Annotated in this window: 18 protein-coding genes; 13 read left to right on the top strand and 5 right to left on the bottom strand. The window is 55.4% G+C overall.

Annotated features, from left to right (window positions below; translation table 11 throughout):
* Positions 1 to 80: 80 nt before the first annotated feature.
* From dinD to QNN86_RS10855, 5 genes are all read left to right on the top strand, one after another.
* Positions 81 to 911, top strand: coding sequence for a DNA damage-inducible protein D (dinD, locus tag QNN86_RS10875; RefSeq protein ID WP_181618229.1), 831 nt, complete (start codon positions 81 to 83; stop codon positions 909 to 911).
* A 109-nt stretch (positions 912 to 1,020) separates the two neighbouring features.
* Positions 1,021 to 2,682 (top strand): putative transporter, encoded by a 1,662-nt coding sequence (locus QNN86_RS10870; RefSeq protein ID WP_414211076.1) that lies wholly within the window; start codon positions 1,021 to 1,023, stop codon positions 2,680 to 2,682.
* 189 nt (positions 2,683 to 2,871) lie between these two features.
* Entirely contained in the window at positions 2,872 to 3,219 is a 348-nt protein-coding gene (locus QNN86_RS10865; protein WP_181618231.1) for a YidH family protein, read from the top strand.
* Positions 3,209 to 3,571, top strand: coding sequence for a DUF202 domain-containing protein (locus QNN86_RS10860; RefSeq protein ID WP_414211075.1), 363 nt, complete (start codon positions 3,209 to 3,211; stop codon positions 3,569 to 3,571). Before QNN86_RS10865 ends, QNN86_RS10860 begins: the two co-directional genes overlap by 11 nt.
* The gene (locus tag QNN86_RS10855) at positions 3,568 to 4,098 is read left to right on the top strand and encodes a radical SAM protein (RefSeq protein ID WP_414211074.1); all 531 of its coding nucleotides are present in this window, start codon (positions 3,568 to 3,570) and stop codon (positions 4,096 to 4,098) included. Before QNN86_RS10860 ends, QNN86_RS10855 begins: the two co-directional genes overlap by 4 nt.
* 12 nt (positions 4,099 to 4,110) lie before the next feature.
* On the opposite strand, the gene dsdA is transcribed toward QNN86_RS10855, so the two are convergent.
* Both dsdA and dsdX read right to left on the bottom strand, forming a co-directional pair.
* Positions 4,111 to 5,433 carry a D-serine ammonia-lyase gene (dsdA, locus tag QNN86_RS10850; RefSeq protein WP_414211073.1) on the bottom strand — a complete coding sequence of 441 codons (1,323 nt, stop codon included), beginning with the start codon at positions 5,431 to 5,433 and terminating at the stop codon, positions 4,111 to 4,113.
* Positions 5,434 to 5,450: 17 nt separating this feature from the next.
* Complete coding sequence (gene dsdX, locus QNN86_RS10845; protein ID WP_414211072.1) at positions 5,451 to 6,788, bottom strand: D-serine transporter DsdX; 1,338 nt, start codon at positions 6,786 to 6,788, stop codon at positions 5,451 to 5,453.
* A gap of 241 nt (positions 6,789 to 7,029) precedes the next feature.
* Between dsdX and dsdC the strand changes: the two genes are divergently transcribed.
* Both dsdC and QNN86_RS10835 read left to right on the top strand, forming a co-directional pair.
* A complete protein-coding gene (gene dsdC / locus QNN86_RS10840) occupies positions 7,030 to 7,956 on the top strand; it encodes a DNA-binding transcriptional regulator DsdC (protein WP_414211094.1) in 927 nt (308 codons plus the stop codon).
* A gap of 81 nt (positions 7,957 to 8,037) precedes the next feature.
* Entirely contained in the window at positions 8,038 to 9,120 is a 1,083-nt protein-coding gene (locus tag QNN86_RS10835) for a cellulase family glycosylhydrolase (RefSeq protein ID WP_181618234.1), read from the top strand.
* On the opposite strand, the gene emrD is transcribed toward QNN86_RS10835, so the two are convergent.
* From emrD to tisB, 3 genes are all read right to left on the bottom strand, one after another.
* The gene (emrD, locus tag QNN86_RS10830; protein WP_181618235.1) at positions 9,047 to 10,231 is read right to left on the bottom strand and encodes a multidrug efflux MFS transporter EmrD; all 1,185 of its coding nucleotides are present in this window, start codon (positions 10,229 to 10,231) and stop codon (positions 9,047 to 9,049) included. The two genes, QNN86_RS10835 and emrD, sit on opposite strands and share 74 nt — an antisense overlap.
* Positions 10,232 to 10,417: 186 nt before the next feature.
* The gene (locus tag QNN86_RS10825; RefSeq protein WP_181618236.1) at positions 10,418 to 11,278 is read right to left on the bottom strand and encodes a DMT family transporter; all 861 of its coding nucleotides are present in this window, start codon (positions 11,276 to 11,278) and stop codon (positions 10,418 to 10,420) included.
* A gap of 92 nt (positions 11,279 to 11,370) precedes the next feature.
* The gene (gene tisB / locus QNN86_RS10820) at positions 11,371 to 11,460 is read right to left on the bottom strand and encodes a type I toxin-antitoxin system toxin TisB (RefSeq protein WP_181618237.1); all 90 of its coding nucleotides are present in this window, start codon (positions 11,458 to 11,460) and stop codon (positions 11,371 to 11,373) included.
* Positions 11,461 to 11,983: 523 nt separating this feature from the next.
* On the opposite strand from tisB, the gene ivbL reads away from it, so the two are divergent.
* The 6 genes from ivbL to QNN86_RS10790 all read left to right on the top strand — a co-directional run bounded on the left by ivbL (position 11,984) and on the right by QNN86_RS10790 (position 17,746).
* Positions 11,984 to 12,082, top strand: coding sequence for an ilvB operon leader peptide IvbL (ivbL, locus tag QNN86_RS10815; protein WP_096759014.1), 99 nt, complete (start codon positions 11,984 to 11,986; stop codon positions 12,080 to 12,082).
* A 104-nt stretch (positions 12,083 to 12,186) separates the two neighbouring features.
* Complete coding sequence (gene ilvB / locus QNN86_RS10810) at positions 12,187 to 13,875, top strand: acetolactate synthase large subunit (protein WP_181618238.1); 1,689 nt, start codon at positions 12,187 to 12,189, stop codon at positions 13,873 to 13,875.
* 3 nt (positions 13,876 to 13,878) lie between these two features.
* Positions 13,879 to 14,169, top strand: coding sequence for an acetolactate synthase small subunit (gene ilvN, locus QNN86_RS10805; RefSeq protein ID WP_181618239.1), 291 nt, complete (start codon positions 13,879 to 13,881; stop codon positions 14,167 to 14,169).
* Between the two features lie 146 nt (positions 14,170 to 14,315).
* Positions 14,316 to 14,909, top strand: coding sequence for a transcriptional regulator UhpA (uhpA, locus tag QNN86_RS10800; protein WP_181618240.1), 594 nt, complete (start codon positions 14,316 to 14,318; stop codon positions 14,907 to 14,909).
* The gene (gene uhpB / locus QNN86_RS10795) at positions 14,906 to 16,408 is read left to right on the top strand and encodes a signal transduction histidine-protein kinase/phosphatase UhpB (protein ID WP_181618241.1); all 1,503 of its coding nucleotides are present in this window, start codon (positions 14,906 to 14,908) and stop codon (positions 16,406 to 16,408) included. The genes uhpA and uhpB overlap by 4 nt, the downstream gene beginning before the upstream one ends.
* A 9-nt stretch (positions 16,409 to 16,417) precedes the next feature.
* The gene (locus tag QNN86_RS10790; protein ID WP_181618242.1) at positions 16,418 to 17,746 is read left to right on the top strand and encodes an MFS transporter; all 1,329 of its coding nucleotides are present in this window, start codon (positions 16,418 to 16,420) and stop codon (positions 17,744 to 17,746) included.
* Positions 17,747 to 17,798: the final 52 nt, after the last annotated feature.

Genomic DNA, 17,798 nt, shown 5'->3' with positions numbered 1-17,798 from the left:
CACATGAAACGGTCTTGTTGTAACGAATGTTTCACTGTAAAAATATCCAGTATTAATACTCTTAACGAAGGAATGTTTTTATGAGTGAACATCAACCATTTGAAGCCATGAAACAGTTTGATGCTGCTGGGATTGAATATTGGTCTGCCCGGGCATTAGCTAAAGCTCTTGAATATTCAGAGTACCGACATTTTCTACCTGTGATAAAGAAAGCTGTGGAGTCATGTGTAGTCAGTGGTCAATTAGAGAGTGACCATTTCGAGGAGATCCTCGCAATGGTACTAATTGGGTCAGGAGCCAGTAGAGAACTAAAAGACGTAAAACTCTCCCGCTACGCCTGTTATCTGGTCGTGCAAAATGGTGATCCAGCGAAACCTGTTATTGCGGCAGGGCAAACCTACTTTGCCATACAAACCCGGCGCCAGGAATTAGCCGATGATGTTACTTTTAAATCTCTGCGTGAGGATGAAAAGCGTTTGTTCTTACGCAATGAATTGAAAGAGCACAACAGGCATCTGGTTGAAACTGCGCAGCTAGCGGGTGTTGAGACCGCTTTTGATTTTGCTATCTTTCAAAACCATGGTTACAAGGGGCTATATGGCGGTTTGGATCAGCGAGCGATTCATGAACGTAAGGGATTGAAGAAAAGCCAGAAAATTCTCGATCATATGGGCTCAACCGAGCTGGCGGCGAATTTGTTTAGGGCAACGCAAACGGAAGATAAATTGCGCAGAGATTCTGTTAAAACAAAACAACACGCTAACCAGACTCATTATGAGGTGGGACGCAAAGTTCGTCAGACTATCCATGATCTGGGAGGCTCGATGCCGGAAACTCTACCGTTGCCAGAAAAAAGCATGCAGCAATTACAAATCGACGTGAAGAAAAACAGTAAAGAACGCCCGTCATAAGCGCTCTAGCCGCTCTGTAGCATTATAATGTGCGCCACTCTGCATTCATGCCTGAACGGTTCAGTCATAATCCTCTTTAAATAAAATGTTATTCACAGGGAACAGAATAATGAGTGATATAGCATTGACGGTCAGCGTGCTGGCATTGGTGGCGGTTGTCGGGTTATGGATCGGCAACATTAAAGTCAGGGGTGTGGGTTTTGGCATCGGAGGCGTGCTGTTTGGCGGTATTATCGTCGGACATTTTGTCGAGCAGGCAGGGATGACCCTGAGCGGCGACATGCTGCATTTTATTCAGGAATTCGGCCTGATACTCTTCGTGTACACCATCGGTATCCAGGTGGGTCCGGGATTCTTTGCTTCGCTGCGTGTTTCGGGCCTGCGCCTAAATTTGTTCGCCGTGCTGATTGTCATTATGGGGGGGCTGGTTACCGCTCTCCTGCATAAAATTTTTGCTATACCTCTTCCCGTGGTGCTGGGCATATTCTCCGGTGCCGTCACTAATACTCCGGCGCTGGGTGCCGGGCAGCAAATCCTGCGCGATCTGGGTACGCCCATGGATGTCGTGGACCAGATGGGGATGAGCTACGCCATGGCTTATCCTTTTGGTATTTGCGGTATCTTGCTCACGATGTGGTTAATGCGCCTTATCTTCCGCGTTAACGTCGAGGCAGAAGCACAGCAGCACGAATCAACGCGGACCAACGGTCAGGCGCTGATTCAGACCATGAACATCCGCGTTGAAAACCCGAACCTGAATAATATGGCGATTCAGGATGTCCCCATTCTGAACAGCGATAAAATTATCTGCTCGCGTCTGAAGCGGGATGAGACACTGATGGTGCCGTCGCCGGGAACCATTATCCAGATGGGTGACCTGCTCCACCTGGTCGGGCAGCCCGATGACCTGCACAACGCGCTGGTAGTGATCGGTCAGGAAGTTGATACCTCGCTGTCGACGCGAGGCACGGATTTGCGCGTCGAGCGTGTAGTGGTGACCAACGAACAGGTGCTGGGTAAACGGATCCGCGATCTGCATTTCAAAGAGCGCTATGACGTTGTTATCTCGCGCCTGAACCGCGCAGGCGTTGAGCTGGTCGCCAGCAGCGACGCCAGCCTGCAGTTTGGTGATATCCTCAATTTGGTGGGGCGGCCCTCGTCCATCGATGCCGTCGCTAATGTTGTCGGCAACGCGCAGCAAAAACTGCAGCAGGTACAGATGCTGCCAGTGTTTATCGGTATCGGACTTGGGGTTTTACTGGGTTCTATTCCGCTGTTTATTCCCGGCTTCCCGGTGGCGTTAAAGCTGGGTCTGGCCGGTGGGCCGCTGATTATGGCGCTAATACTTGGGCGTATTGGCAGCATCGGCAAGCTGTACTGGTTTATGCCGCCGAGTGCTAACCTGGCGTTGCGCGAACTGGGGATTGTGCTCTTTCTCGCGGTGGTTGGCCTGAAATCGGGTGGTGATTTTGTCGATACATTAACCCAGGGCGATGGCTTAAGCTGGGTGGGTTACGGTATTTTCATTACCGCCGTTCCGCTGATCACCGTTGGTTTGCTGGCGCGGCTGCTCACCAAAATGAACTACCTCACGCTGTGCGGAATGCTGGCGGGCTCGATGACCGATCCCCCCGCGCTGGCGTTTGCCAATAACCTGCACGCTACCAGCGGTGCGGCGGCGCTTTCCTATGCCACCGTCTACCCTCTGGTGATGTTCCTGCGCATTATCACCCCCCAACTGCTGGCGGTGATCTTCTGGGGGATGGGTTAACACTGACTTATCCGGCCTACATCTACATCGTTCACTGTAGGCCGGGTAAGACGTAAGTCGCCATTCGGCACCATAGGTTGCGTCTTTCCTTTGTCCCATCACATTACGCCCCCGTTCGTTAGAGAATCAGGTTCATACTCCTTAACTGTTCCGGTATAACGACCAGACAACAACATTGAAGGAGCCATAATGAAGATTTCCCGCCTCGGAGAAGCGCCTGATTACCGCTTCTCGCTGGCAAATGAGCGTACCTTTCTGGCGTGGATCCGCACTGCGCTGGGATTTCTGGCAGCCGGTGTGGGTCTTGATCAACTGGCACCGGATTTCGCCACGCCGGTTATTCGTGAACTACTGGCGCTGCTGCTGTGCTTGTTTGCCGGTGGTCTGGCGATTTATGGCTACCTGCGCTGGTTGCGTAACGAGAGAGCGATGCGTCTGAAGGAGGACATGCCCTACACCAACAGCCTGCTGATTATCAGCGTAATGCTGACGCTTGTGGCGGTGATTGTCATGGCGCTGGTGCTGTATGCCGGATAGTCGTAAAGCGCGTCGTCAGTCCGATCCTGGGCTACAACCTGAACGGACATCGCTGGCCTGGTTTCGCACGTTGTTAGGTTATGGCGCGCTGATGGCGCTGGCGATTAAGCATAACTGGCATCAGGCTGGAGCGTTATTCTGGGCTTCGATTGCTGTGTTGGCGATTGTGGCAATGATTCTCTGGCGCTATACCCGCAGTCGTAATCTGATGGACGTCACGCATAGCGATTTTTCTGAATCTCGCGCGGTGCGTGACAAATTTATGATCTCCCTCGCGGTGTTATCTCTCGCAATACTGTTTGCTGTAACACACGTTCGCCAACTTATCGTATATATCGGGACTTTTGCATGACAGGATGTGAGGACATGGATGTTAGTGAGGGAATGATTAAGGTGGTGGTAGATCACCAGAAATGTCAACATTCTGTTGATTTATATCGTAATTTACAACAAGCAGGCGTTCGTGCGGCGCAGTTTATTCCCCTGGTTGAACGCGATGAAAAAGGGTGTCTGACCGCGGCCTCCGTTACAGCGGAAGACTGGGGACGGTTTTTAAATACGGTATTTGATATCTGGGTTCGTGAGGATATATCACGAATATCTATTCCGCTTTTTGATGAAACGTTGAATCGGTGGTGTGGTCGGACGGGACAAACCAATCGACAGACGCTTTCACAGATGAACGCGCGCTGCCAGTCATGTTCCCTGTTGCAATTCTATCGTGGTGAGTGCCCTGCATATTGTGATGATAGCGGCAAGGGCGGACTGTGTGCAGGCTACCAGGCTTTCTTTGACCACACAGCGCCGCATATGCGCGTCATGCGTGACCTGCTTAAGCAGCATCGCTCACCGATGGAGCTGATGGCGATGCTGCGTTAAGCTCAGCGGCGTTTAACGACCTTTGGCCAGGTACTGCGCCATTTCGGCTTCCGGTACCATGCCGCCGCCGGTGGCCCACACCAGGTGCGTGGCGTTATTGAGCTGCTCAGCACTGAAGCCGTGCATTTGTTGATAGTCAGTTGACGCGCAAACGCGCTGCGGACCGGCCATCCCCGCCAGTGCCGAAGGCTCAAGGCGAATCCCTTCCTCCTGCGCCAGCCAGCCCAGCATGTCGTACATGGTCTGGTCATCAAGGGTGTACAAGCCGTCGAGTAGACGCTCCATCGCACGCCCCACAAAACCAGAAGCCCGACCCACCGCCAGGCCATCGGCTGCAGTCAGATTATCAATGCCAATCTCCTGTACAGAGATTTCATCGTGCAGCCCGGTGTAAACCCCGAGCAGCATGCACGGTGAATGGGTCGGCTCTGCAAAGAAGCAGTGTACGTTATCGCCGAACGCCAACTTCAGGCCAAATGCCACGCCGCCAGGGCCGCCGCCGACACCGCATGGCAGATAAACAAACAACGGATGGTCGGCATCTACCACGCGGCCCTGCTGCGTGAACTGCGCCTTCAAACGCTGCCCGGCAACCGCATAGCCTAAGAACAGCGTGCGGGAGTTTTCGTCGTCGATAAAGAAGCAGTTCGGGTCAGACTCCGCCGCCTTGCGGCCCTGTTCAACCGCCACGCCGTAATCTTCTTCGTACTCCACCACCGTCACGCCGTGGCTGCGCAGTTTGGCTTTTTTCCATGCACGTGCGTCAGCGGACATATGCACCGTCACCTTAAAGCCAATGCGGGCGCTCATGATGCCGATCGACATCCCGAGGTTACCGGTTGAGCCGACGGCGATGCTGTACTGGCTAAAGAACTGTTTGAATTCAGGTGAAAGCAGTACGCTGTAATCATCTTCCGTGGTCAGCAGACCCGCTTCCAGCGCCAGTTTTTCGGCGTGGGTCAGCACTTCATAAATGCCGCCACGGGCTTTAATCGAGCCGGAAATCGGCAGGTGGCTGTCTTTTTTCAGCAGAATTTCGCCGTTGATTGGCTGTCCGTACTCTTTTTCCAGCCGCTTCTGCATGGCGGGAATGGCGGCCAACTCAGATTCGATAATACCGCCGGTGGCCGCGGTTTCCGGGAAAGCTTTTGCCAGATACGGCGCAAAGCGCGCCAGACGGGCGTGAGCATCCTTAACGTCATCTTCCGTCAGGCCAACATAAGGTAAACCTTCCGCAAGAGAGGTGGTGCCCGGGTTAAACCAGGTCGTTTCTTTCAGTGCGACCAGATCCTCCACTAACGGATACTGGGCGATAAGTTTTTGCATGTTTTCCATAGGACGTCTCTTTGCGCTTAGATGATAAAGGAAAGCAGGAATGTGCACGCCAGTGCAATCACCGACGCGATAAATGTCGCTGTCGTATAGTATTTAAACGTCTCATTCAGGGTAGCGCCGCAGTACTGCTTCACCAGCCAGAAGAGGGAGTCCGTGACGATCGTGCAGCCAATTGCACCGGAACCGATGGCAATAGCGATAATCTCCGGACTAACGTTGGGATAGAGCGGCAGCATCGGTGCCACAATTGCCGTGGCGCCCATCATCGCCACCGTGGCGGAACCGACAGCGGCATGCAGGATTAACGCCACCAGCCAAGCCAGCAGAATCGGGTGCATATGCATGTTCGAGAGGATCAGTGCCAGCGTATCCGCCAGTCCGCTGCTCTTGAGGATAGCGTTGAACGCGCCGCCCGCACCGATAATCAGCAGGATGTTGGCAATGGAGCCAAAGCCATTTTCAGTATGGGTTAACAGCGCACTCATGCCGATATGCTGGCGCAGACCGAGAATGTAATAGGCCACAAACACGGCGATAAACATGGCGGTGATCGGGTTACCAATAAACTCCAGCAGCGTATAAACCGTGCTGCCTTTCGCCATATTCAGCTCAGCGACGGTCTTCATCAGCATCAGGCCAATCGGCAGCAGCACGGTAAACAGCGTGGCACCGAGCGATGGCAGTGTACTTTCGTCGCGAACCTTCAGGTCGGAAAACTCAGCCGGAACCGGTTTAAACGGTAGACGGTTGCCGAGGAATTTCAGGTACAGCGGTCCGCCGATTAGCGATGCCATCAAGCCAACCAGTAAACCGTAAACGATCACCGTACCAATATCGGCACCCAGCTTGTTGGCCACGAACAGGGCCGCCGGATGCGGCGGGACGACGCAGTGCACCGCCATCAGCGCTGTACACAGCGGGATCGCCAGCTTCAGTAGTGAGGTATTGGTTTTTTTAGCGATAGAGAATGCCAGCGGAATCAATAACACCACGCCCACTTCAACGAACAGCGTGATCCCGCAAATCAGGCCGACCAGCACCATAATGACGTCGGCAGAAAGCCAGCGGCAGCGCTGTAGTGTCAGGCCAATGCGTTCTGCCGCGCCGGACACCTCCATCATTTTGCCCAGAATAGTCCCCAGGCCGATAACCGCGGCGAGGAAGCCCAGCGTGCCGCCGATGCCACTCTCAATGGCATTGACCATATCCAGCGGCCCCATGCCCATCATGGTACCCACAAAGAAACTGGCTAACAGCAGCGCCAGAAACGGGTGAAATTTAAACTTCACGATGGTCAAAACGATTAACACGATACTTATCAGCAGCGTGCTCACAACCCAGATTTGAGAGTGCATAACTCACCTTGCCCTGTGATTAACCTGACGTTATAGCCTGGGTCTATTGGACAAAAATAAGGCACTCGCTGACAAACGATAAAAATCCTCTTTCACATGAGCCATATTGAATCAAACTGGTGATTTACCTCTAATAACGGCCTGATAATGCGATATGGTTCACTATGATTCATCTTTACGCTGATTTTTACAGCGGATTTTTTTACACTTCGGCGAAAGAATCAGGATGAAAGAGGTGAGTATGGATCCCGTACGTGAGGTCAGAAATCGGCTACTCAATGGCTGGCAGCTGTCAAAACTTTATACCTTTGAAGTGGCGGCCAGGCATCAGTCGTTTGCGCTGGCAGCAGACGAACTGTCGTTAAGTCCCAGCGCCGTCAGTCACCGTATTAATCAACTGGAAGAGGAACTGGGCATCCAGCTGTTTGTCCGTTCACATCGCAAAGTCGAACTCACGCATGAAGGCAAGCGGGTGTTCTGGGCGCTGAAATCGTCGCTGGATACGCTCAACCAGGAAATTCTCGACATCAAAAACCAGGAGCTGTCTGGGACGCTCACTGTGTACTCACGCCCCTCTATTGCCCAGTGCTGGCTGGTTCCGGCGCTTGGTGACTTTACCCGCCGTTACCCGTCGATTTCGCTGACCATGCTGACCGGGAATGACAACGTCAATATGCAGCGTGCCGGAATTGACCTGGCCATCTATTTTGATGATGCGCCGTCTGCGCAGCTCACGCATCATTTTCTGATGGATGAAGCGATCTTGCCGGTGTGCAGCCCGGATTACGCCCGCCGCTATGATCTGACGGATTCCCTGGTGAATCTGTCGCACTGCACCTTATTGCATGACCGGCAGGCGTGGAGTAATGACTCGGGCACCGATGAATGGCACAGCTGGGCGCAACATTATGAAGTGAATTTGCCGACATCGTCGGGCATTGGCTTCGATCGTTCAGATTTAGCGGTGATTGCCGCCATGAACCACATCGGCGTGGCGATGGGACGCAAACGGCTGGTGCAAAAACGCCTCGATAGCGGAGAACTGGTCGCCCCCTTTGGCGATATGGCGCTGAAATGCCATCAGCACTATTACATCACCACGCTACCTGGCCGGCAGTGGCCGAAAATCGAGGCGTTTATTGGCTGGTTACAGGAGCAGGTAAAATAATCGAGGTGAGCCACGAATATTTTTACGCTTTCTCTCTACACCCGGCGTCAGAAATCATGCTAAATACGTGAATCACACCTGATGATTTACCTGAGGATCACCGTGTTAAAGCCGCTTGCTTCTCTGTTGCTGCTCGCCAGCGCCACTGTCTATGCGGCACAACCTCCGCTGACGGCGACGCACTATGCACAGCAACTGGGCGTAGGGATGGATGTGGACTGGGCGCGCACCGAACGGGGCATTCGCGAGTTTGACCCGCTGGTGGTGCGGGACTTTCAGGCTAAGGGACTCGCCCATGTGCGTATTCGCGTGTCCGGAGAGCCAACGGAGGCCCGGCTTATCCATCTGCGTAAGCTGGTGGAAGCCTGTGAGCGCTATGGCGTGATCCCGATTATTGCTTATCAGGCAGACGAGTATAAAAAAGACCCCAGCATCAGCAACGAAAAAGAGGTGATTAACTGGTGGGTGGCCGTCGCGCATTACTTTGGTCAAAGCTCGCCGTTACTGGGGTTTGACCTGATCTACGAACCTGCTGATAAGCTTAATCATAATCAGGCCTCGCTCAATCGGGTGTATGACAAAACGATTCGTATGATTCACGCTATCGATCCCCAACGCATGATTTTTGTCGCGCCTCGCCTGCGCGCCGCGCCGGAAGAGCTGTCGAACCTGAAACTGCCGCCGCAAAGTCAGAATAATGTACTGGCCGAATGGCATATCTTCCCGTGGGGACCGCTAAAAAATAACGGTAAGTATCCGTGGACGTCGGGTACGGCGGCAGAAAAGGCGGCAATTCGCGCCCGCATTAACAGCGCGGTTCACTGGCAGCAGAAGACCGGTCATGTCAGTTGGGTGGGAGGATGGGCGCCGGGAGAGACGATCAAAAATGTGCCTTCGGCCTCGCAGATGGCGTTTGCCCGCTTTATGGCCTGTGAGCTGAAGAAAGTAAAAATTCCCTATGCTATCAATGCAGATACGCAGTTTTATGATGGCGAGGAAGGAGCCTGGCGTCCGGCGCTGGAGCTGCTACTGAATACAATGATTGCGCCTGACTGTGAAAAGCCCGGCGATAAACCGGGCCATCACTCACTTAAACCGCCTGCTCCTGATGAGACACGCGTGACGCCAGCGGCAACCAGCACACCAGAATCAACACACCCATAAGGGTCATCAGCAGACCCAGGCTGGCCTGTCCGGTTTGAGGCATCATCGCGGAAAGCCATGCCAGCACGCCGGAACCAATATTTTGTAAACCACCTACCAGCGCCCCGGCGGTACCTGCCAGGAACGGGAAGGGTTCCATCGCGCCGCTGGTGGCGAGCGGGAACAGCATCCCGGCACCAAAGAAGAACAGCGCGGCGGGGATCAGTAACGTCCAGACGTTCATCACGTCAAGCAGGCCCGGGATCCACATCATCAAACCGGCCACCAGGCAGCAGATAACCGACTGCCACATCAGCGTTGAGAAGCGCTTGTTCGGGCGACCAGCGAACCACGCACCGAAAAACGCCGCCGGGATCGGCAGAATAAACAGGATACTGACCGCCATGCTGCTTAAGCCTAATCCAGCGCCCAGCAATACCCCGGAGCAGGCTTCGAAGACGGCAACGCCCGCCAGTCCGCCGATGAGCATCAGTACGTAACAGGTGAATGCGCCGTTGCCAAACAGGGTTTTGTAGCTGGCGATAAGCCGTGGTCGCGGCGCGCCCGCCGGGCGCGTTTCCGGCATCCAGCGCGCCATGCTAAACGTTACGCCCGCGCACAGAATTAACAGGAAAATATAGCAGGCGCGCCAGTTCCACATCGTGTCCAGCATACCGCCAATCAGCGGTGCTAACAGAGGGCTGACAAGAATACCCATGTTTAACAGGCTGTTAGCGTGACGAAGTTGAGTGCCCTCATACAGATCGCGCGGTAAGGTTCGCGCCATCACACCGCCGACACCCGTTCCCATCCCCTGAATGGCGCTGGCGATAATCAGTACCGTCAGGCTATGGGTTGTAATGGCGACCAGCGTAGCCAGCATAAAAATAGACATTCCGGTGAGGATCACCGGACGGCGCCCTACACGGTCGGAAAGGGGACCGTAAACCAGCTGCGACAAGCCGTAGGTCAGCAGGTAAGCCGCCATTACGCTTTGTACCGCCCCTTCACGAACGTTGAGTTCACGCGCCATATCGGCAATGGCGGGGATATAAATGGTTTGTGCCATCTGGCCTACCGCCACCAGGAGTACCAACATCAACAACAAATTGACGCTTCTATGCCTTTTCATTTCGCTGATTACTTTTAAAAAAGAGAAAAAAGAAGAATAAGGTGCTGAACATTCCGCTAAATGCGCGTGGAATCTACCACATTAAAAAAAGAAGACCATATTGATCACTACAAAGGTGGGGCGGTAAGCGGCAGGAAATGTAAACAAATAGCGGCAATAAATGTTGCCGGAATGCACATCCTACGATCAGGATAAACGTAATAATATGGCTCCGACGGCAATCCCCGCCGCGGCGATAAGGCGTATTCCGGCGACCTTTTCTTTAAGCAGCAGCCAGGCGAGCAGGGCACCAAATAAGATGGAGGTTTCCCGCAGCGCAGCGACCACCGCAAGCGGGGCCTGCGTCATTGCCCACAACGCCAGACCGTAAGAGCCCATGGTGCCGATGCCGCCCAAAATGCCTTTCTTCCATTGCTGCGCCAGATAGCGTGATGCCTCCCGGCGTCGGGCAAGCATCGCCCAGGTGAGCAGACAGGAGCCGTTGAGAAAGAAGGTCCACAGCGTATAGCCCAGCGCGGTCTCTGAGAGTCGTACGCCGGTACCATCCACCAGCGTATAGCCAGCGATAAAGCAGGCGTTAATTAACGCCAAAACAATGCCCCGCTGTGAGCTGCTGCGCCCGTTAAACGCCATGCCGAGGATCGCCAGACAGATGGTGGCGATACCCACCCAGGCGAGCATCGACAGGCTATCGCCGAGGAACAGAACGCTGATGATCGCGACCAGCAGTGGGGCTGTACCGCGCATTAAGGGATAGGTCTGGCTCATATCCGAGACCTGATAGGTCTTAGCGACCAGCACGGTATACACCACCTGTAATGCGGTTGAGACCGCTAAGTATGGCAGGCTGGCGGCAGAAGGATGAGGTGCAAAAGGCAGAAAAATCAACGCCATGACGGCAGCCGATCCGCTGACGCTGATGGCGGAATACAACTTGTCGTTTCCTGCTTTTACGATGGCATTCCAGCTGGCATGGAGCAGCGCGGCGAACAGCAAAATGCAGAAAACAGAAAGCGTCATAGCGGTCTTCGTCCCTGATAGCGTCATAAAAACGTAACATATTGTCGAGCTACGCGCACCTGGGTAACGGTGAAAGGGGAGTGGTTGCCCACTCCCCTTAGGTGCGACTTGAATCTGAATTATTTTATGTACTTCAGAACAGCATCAAGTAGTTGCAGTGCAGCAACAATGAGTTTCAGGATAAGAAGGGTGATATCCACGAGGCTCATACGCTCTCCTTTTGGTACAAGGAGCACGATGCTGGCGTACCTCGCCGCTGCCTGTTGCCAGCACCTTTGTTGACATAACACAGCGTGCTCACACGGGGGTTAAGGCGCTGACGGCACCACCCGTTTCAGCCAGGACTTTGTTGCGCCGGTTTACTCTGCGGCCCCCGCATAACACATTGCGTACGGTGACATTACAGAGAATTACTGTATAAATAAACAGTAATTTTTGAGTGCGACGCCATTATTCATCCATACTCTAAAACATCAAAATTCGTGCCGAAATTGCGTGTATTTCGCAGAACGCGTATACTTTTTGCGTTGACATAACACAGTGTGTCTGGCGGAAACCAACCGCACAACGCTGATGAAAACCTCGCTCCGGCGGGGTTTTTTGTTTTTGCACAACATACAATGAAACGTGATCGTTGACGCATTTTTGCGCAGATGAAAATTTTTCCATTGTCACGCTGAAAAACCTGTGTTTGTATAAATCCTGTTAACCAACAAACAGACAAGGTCCCTAATGAACCCTTCCATGCTGACTGCGACCCTACTAAAAACTGCGCCATCTCGCGCAGTGGTCGTCGTGCGTGTGGTGGTGGTCGTCGGCAATGCGCCGTAGGGTCCGGAACACACGATTCCAAAACCCCGCCGGCGCAAACCGGGCGGGGTTTTTCGTTTAAGAGACCTGCCCGGAGCAAAGGCCCAGAATAAAAGGACTGGAGCATGGCAAGTTCGGGCATAACATCCAAGCGTACGCGCTTTACGGGCGCAGAATTCATCGTTCATTTCCTGGAGCGCCAGGGCATTACGGTGGTCACCGGTATTCCGGGTGGCTCGATTCTCCCCGTCTACGACGCCTTAAGCCAAAGCACGCAAATCCGTCATATCCTGGCGCGCCACGAGCAGGGCGCGGGGTTTATCGCCCAGGGGATGGCGCGAACCGACGGCAAGCCCGCCGTATGTATGGCATGTAGCGGACCGGGCGCAACCAACCTGGTGACCGCCATTGCCGATGCACGACTGGATTCCATCCCGCTGGTGTGTATCACCGGTCAGGTTCCGGCCTCGATGATCGGCACCGACGCCTTCCAGGAAGTCGACACCTACGGCATTGCGATTCCCATCACCAAGCACAACTATCTGGTCCGCCATATCAATGAATTGCCCCAGGTTATGAGCGATGCCTTCCGCATTGCGCAGTCAGGCCGTCCGGGCCCGGTGTGGATAGACATTCCTAAGGATATTCAAACTGCCGTGTTTGAAATTGAAGAGCTGCCCGTACCGGCTGAAAAAGCGCCCGCACCTGCCTTTAGCGCGGATAGCATCCGTGATGCCGCTGCGATGATCAACGCAGCTCAACGCCCGGTGCTGTATCTCGGAGGTGGGGTTATTAACGCCCCGGAGCGGGTGCGTGAACTGGCAGAAAAAGCCACGCTGCCCACAACCATGACCTTAATGGCGCTCGGTATGCTGCCCAAAGCGCATCCACTGTCGTTAGGCATGCTGGGGATGCACGGCGCGCGCAGCACCAACTTCATTCTGCAAGAAGCGGATTTATTGATTGTGCTGGGGGCTCGTTTTGATGACCGGGCGATTGGTAAAACCGAGGAGTTCTGTCCAAATGCCAAAATTATCCACGTAGATATCGACCGTGCGGAGCTGGGTAAAATCAAACAGCCGCACGTGGCGATTCAGGCGGATGTAGATGAGGTGCTGGCACAGTTGATCCCGCTGATTGAAGCGCAACCGCGTGAAGCCTGGCATCAGCAGGTATCCGACCTGCAGCAAGAATTTCCGTGCACCATCCCGCAGGAAAAAAATCCGCTTAGTCATTATGGGCTGATTAATGCGGTTGCTGCCTGTGTGGACGACAGCGCGATCATCACCACCGACGTCGGTCAGCATCAGATGTGGGCGGCGCAGGCTTACCCGCTGAACCGTCCGCGCCAGTGGCTGACCTCCGGCGGGCTCGGCACCATGGGGTTTGGCCTGCCTGCGGCGATTGGTGCGGCGCTGGCGAATCCGGACAGAAAAGTGCTGTGCTTCTCCGGCGACGGTAGCCTGATGATGAATATTCAGGAAATGGCGACGGCCAGTGAGAATCAGCTGGATATTAAAATCATCCTGATGAATAACGAAGCGCTGGGGCTGGTGTATCAGCAACAGAGCCTGTTCTACAAACAGGGCGTGTTTGCTGCCACCTATCCGGGGATGATTAACTTTATGCAGATTGCCGCCGGTTTCGGTCTCGATACCTGCGATTTGAATAACGAAGCGGATCCGCAGGCTGCGCTGCAGGCGATTATCGATCGTCCGGGACCGGCGCTGATCCACGTGCGCATTGATGCGGAAGAAAAAGTGTACCCGATGGTGCCGCCGGGTGCGGCAAATACAGAGATGGTGGGGGAATAAGCCATGCAACAGCAGACACATGACAACGTAATTCTTGAACTCACCGTGCGTAACCACCCTGGCGTAATGACGCACGTTTGTGGCCTGTTCGCCCGTCGCGCGTTTAACGTGGAGGGCATTCTCTGTCTACCGATTCAGGGCAGCGACCAGAGCCGAATCTGGCTACTGGTCAACGATGACCAGCGTCTGGAACAGATGGTAAGTCAGATAGATAAACTGGAAGATGTGGTGAAAGTCGCGCGCAACCAGTCCGACCCGTCGATGTTTAACAAGATAAGCGTGTTCTTCGAGTAATTCGTTCAAGGCTTGAACGATGAAGTGTATATCGTTAAGGTAAGCGCCTTTGCCGGATGGCGGCGTAAACGCCTTATCCGGCCTACTTTCTTGTAGGCCTGATAAGCGCAGCGCCATCAGGCGTTTCGCAGCCCCAGGACAACCCCATGATCACCGTAGCCCTTATCGACGACCACACTATCGTTCGCTCTGGCTTTGCCCAACTGCTGGGCCTTGAACCCGATTTGCAGGTTGTGGCGGAGTTTGGTTCAGGCGCTGAGGCGTTGGCGGGATTACCTGGCCGTGGCGTGCAGGTCTGCATCTGCGATATCTCGATGCCGGATATCTCCGGGCTGGAGCTACTAAGTCTGCTCCCCAAAGGGATGGCAACGATTATGCTCTCCGTGCACGACAGCCCGGCGCTGGTGGAACAGGCGCTAAACGCCGGGGCGCGCGGCTTCCTCTCCAAGCGCTGTAGCCCGGACGAACTGATTGCGGCGGTACACACCGTGGCGACCGGCGGCTGCTATCTCACGCCGGATATCGCCGTTAAACTGGCGGCGGGGCGTCAGGATCCGTTGACCAAACGCGAGCGCCAGGTGGCGGAAAAACTCGCACAAGGCATGGCGGTGAAAGAGATTGCCGCCGAGCTGGGCTTGTCGCCGAAAACGGTGCACGTGCACCGCGCCAATCTGATGGAAAAACTGAACGTCAGTAACGACGTTGAGCTGGCGCGCCGAATGTTTGACGGCTGGCAATGAACACCTTTTTCTCTCGCTTAATCACCGTTGTTGCCTGTTTCTTTATCTTCTCCGCTGCCTGGTTCTGCCTGTGGAGCATTAGCCTGCACCTGGTGGAACGCCCGGAGCTGGCGGTGTTGCTGTTCCCGTTCGGCCTGCGACTGGGGCTGATGCTGCAATGTCCGCGTGGCTACTGGCCGGTGCTGCTGGGCGCGGAATGGCTGCTGATTTTCTGGCTGGCGCAGGAAGTGGCGCTGGCGCACTTCCCCCTGTTGATGACCGGTAGCCTGCTGACGCTGCTGCCTGTGACGTTGATCTGGCGCTATCGCCATCAGCGCGACTGGCGTGCCTTGCTGTTGCAGGGGGCGGCGCTGGTTGCCGCGGCGCTGTTACAGTCGCTACCGTGGCTGGGGCAGGGAGACGTCGCGTGGACTGCGCTGCTGCTGACCCTGACCGGTGGACTAACGCTGGCCCCCATCTGCCTGGTGTTCTGGCACTACCTGACCAGCACGACCTGGCTGCCGCTCGGCCCGGCGGTGGTCTCCCAGCCGGTGAACTGGCGCGGTCGGCATCTGGTGTGGTACCTGCTGCTGTTCAGCGTCAGTCTGTGGCTGCAGTTGGGTTTGCCGGACGAGCTGTCGCGCTTTACACCGTTTTGCCTGGCGCTGCCGATCATCGCACTGGCCTGGCACTACGGCTGGCAGGGGGCGCTGATTGCCACGCTGATGAACGCCATCGCGCTGATTGCCAGCCAGACCTGGCACGATCACCCCGTTGATTTACTGCTCTCGCTGCTGGCGCAAAGCCTCACCGGGCTGCTGCTCGGCGCGGGGATTCAGCGTCTGCGTGAACTCAACCAGTCGCTGCAAAATGAGTTAGCGCGTAACCATCGTCTGGCGGAGCGACTGCTGGAAACCGAAGAAAGCGTGCGTCGCGACGTGGCGCGCGAGCTGCATGACGATATCGGCCAGACCATCACCGCCATCCGTACCCAGGCGGGCATTGTCCAGCGGCTGGCCCCGGAGAATGCGAGCGTGAAGCAAAGCGGGGCGCATATCGAGCAGCTCTCGCTGGGGGTCTATGATTCGGTGCGTCGCCTGCTTGGACGATTACGCCCGCGCCAGCTCGACGATCTGACGCTGGAACAGGCTATTCGCTCGCTGCTGCGCGAAATGGAGCTGGAAAGTCGCGGCATCGTCAGCCATCTCGACTGGCATATCGACGAGTCGGCACTCAGTGAAAGCCAGCGGGTGACGCTGTTTCGCGTCTGTCAGGAAGGGCTGAACAACATTGTGAAACACGCCAACGCCAGCGCGGTAACGCTTCAGGCCTGGCAACAGGACGAGCGGTTAATGCTGGTGATTGAAGATGACGGCTGCGGTCTGCCACCGGGCTCGAATCAACAAGGATTTGGCCTGACTGGCATGCGTGAGCGTATTACGGCCCTTGGCGGTTCGCTCTCGATTTCCTGCACGCATGGCACGCGCGTCAGCGTGTCGTTGCCTCAGCGCTACGTGTAAGGAGCATTGATGCTGACGTTTTTTAAAGCCCCGGCCAATGCGCCGCTTATCACTGACAAACACGAGATTGATGCCCGCTACCGCTACTGGCGGCGGCATATTTTGCTGACCATCTGGCTTGGCTACGCGCTGTTCTATTTCACCCGTAAAAGCTTTAACGCTGCAGTCCCGGACATCCTTGCCAGCGGCGTACTCACCCGCAATGATATCGGCCTGTTGGCGACGCTGTTTTACATCACCTATGGCTTGTCGAAGTTTGTCTCCGGTATCGTCAGCGACCGCTCCAACGCCCGCTATTTTATGGGCATCGGGCTGATTGCCACCGGGGTGGTAAACATCCTGTTTGGTTTCTCCACCTCGCTGTGGGCATTTGCCGTACTGTGGGCGCTGAATGCCTTCTTCCAGGGCTGGGGATCGCCAGTGTGCGCCCGTCTGCTGACGGCCTGGTATTCGCGCACCGAACGTGGCGGTTGGTGGGCGCTGTGGAACACCGCGCATAATGTTGGTGGGGCGTTAATTCCGATGGTGATGGCCGCCGCTGCGCTGCACTATGGCTGGCGTACCGGGATGATGATTGCCGGGCTGGTGGCGATTGTGGTGGGGGTTTTCCTCTGCTGGCGACTGCGTGACCGCCCGCAGGCCATCGGCTTGCCGCCGGTTGGCGACTGGCGGCACGACGAGCTGGAAATCGCCCAACAGCAGGAAGGCGCGGGGCTGACCCGCAAAGAGATCCTCACCAAATACGTGCTGCTGAACCCGTATATCTGGTTACTCTCGCTGTGCTACGTGCTGGTGTACGTGGTGCGCGCGGCGATCAACGACTGGGGCAATCTGTACATGTCGGAGACGCTGGGCGTTGATTTGGTCACCGCTAATACGGCGGTCACCATGTTTGAACTCGGCGGGTTTATCGGTGCGCTGGTGGCGGGCTGGGGCTCGGACAAACTGTTTAACGGCAACCGTGGACCGATGAACCTGATTTTTGCCGCCGGGATTTTGCTCTCCGTCGGCTCGCTGTGGCTGATGCCGTTTGCCAGCTACGTGATGCAGGCGGCGTGCTTCTTTACCACCGGTTTCTTTGTCTTTGGCCCGCAGATGCTGATCGGCATGGCGGCGGCGGAGTGTTCGCACAAAGAGGCGGCGGGCGCGGCAACCGGGTTTGTCGGGCTGTTCGCTTATCTGGGGGCATCGCTCTCCGGCTGGCCGCTGGCAAAGGTGATGGAAGTCTGGCACTGGACCGGGTTCTTCGTGGTGATCGCCATTGCGGCGGGCATTTCCGCCCTGCTGCTGCTGCCGTTTTTAAACGCTCAGGCACCGCGCGACGTCAGCGAAGCGTGATGCACCTCACCTTTTTGCTCTGAGTGGGGCAAAACTAAGAAATTTTCCCGGT

It is taken from the genome of Citrobacter sp. C348 (assembly GCF_047467975.1).
Classification (GTDB): Bacteria; Pseudomonadota; Gammaproteobacteria; order Enterobacterales; family Enterobacteriaceae; genus Citrobacter; species Citrobacter gillenii.
The sequence above is the reverse complement of the archived record's forward strand: the minus strand, read 5'-3'. Positions and strand labels throughout refer to the sequence as shown.

Bases quoted from the DNA above. Each gene is read 5' to 3' on its own strand.
- dinD (WP_181618229.1), top strand. From the start codon at position 81: ATGAGTGAACATCAACCATTTGAAGCCATGAAACAGTTTGATGCTGCT.
- QNN86_RS10870 (WP_414211076.1), top strand. From the start codon at position 1,021: ATGAGTGATATAGCATTGACGGTCAGCGTGCTGGCATTGGTGGCGGTT.
- QNN86_RS10865 (WP_181618231.1), top strand. From the start codon at position 2,872: ATGAAGATTTCCCGCCTCGGAGAAGCGCCTGATTACCGCTTCTCGCTG.
- QNN86_RS10860 (WP_414211075.1), top strand. From the start codon at position 3,209: ATGCCGGATAGTCGTAAAGCGCGTCGTCAGTCCGATCCTGGGCTACAA.
- QNN86_RS10855 (WP_414211074.1), top strand. From the start codon at position 3,568: ATGACAGGATGTGAGGACATGGATGTTAGTGAGGGAATGATTAAGGTG.
- dsdA (WP_414211073.1), bottom strand. From the start codon at position 5,433: ATGGAAAACATGCAAAAACTTATCGCCCAGTATCCGTTAGTGGAGGAT.
- dsdX (WP_414211072.1), bottom strand. From the start codon at position 6,788: ATGCACTCTCAAATCTGGGTTGTGAGCACGCTGCTGATAAGTATCGTG.
- dsdC (WP_414211094.1), top strand. From the start codon at position 7,030: ATGGATCCCGTACGTGAGGTCAGAAATCGGCTACTCAATGGCTGGCAG.
- QNN86_RS10835 (WP_181618234.1), top strand. From the start codon at position 8,038: ATGATTTACCTGAGGATCACCGTGTTAAAGCCGCTTGCTTCTCTGTTG.
- emrD (WP_181618235.1), bottom strand. From the start codon at position 10,231: ATGAAAAGGCATAGAAGCGTCAATTTGTTGTTGATGTTGGTACTCCTG.
- QNN86_RS10825 (WP_181618236.1), bottom strand. From the start codon at position 11,278: ATGACGCTATCAGGGACGAAGACCGCTATGACGCTTTCTGTTTTCTGC.
- tisB (WP_181618237.1), bottom strand. From the start codon at position 11,460: ATGAGCCTCGTGGATATCACCCTTCTTATCCTGAAACTCATTGTTGCT.
- ivbL (WP_096759014.1), top strand. From the start codon at position 11,984: ATGAACCCTTCCATGCTGACTGCGACCCTACTAAAAACTGCGCCATCT.
- ilvB (WP_181618238.1), top strand. From the start codon at position 12,187: ATGGCAAGTTCGGGCATAACATCCAAGCGTACGCGCTTTACGGGCGCA.
- ilvN (WP_181618239.1), top strand. From the start codon at position 13,879: ATGCAACAGCAGACACATGACAACGTAATTCTTGAACTCACCGTGCGT.
- uhpA (WP_181618240.1), top strand. From the start codon at position 14,316: ATGATCACCGTAGCCCTTATCGACGACCACACTATCGTTCGCTCTGGC.
- uhpB (WP_181618241.1), top strand. From the start codon at position 14,906: ATGAACACCTTTTTCTCTCGCTTAATCACCGTTGTTGCCTGTTTCTTT.
- QNN86_RS10790 (WP_181618242.1), top strand. From the start codon at position 16,418: ATGCTGACGTTTTTTAAAGCCCCGGCCAATGCGCCGCTTATCACTGAC.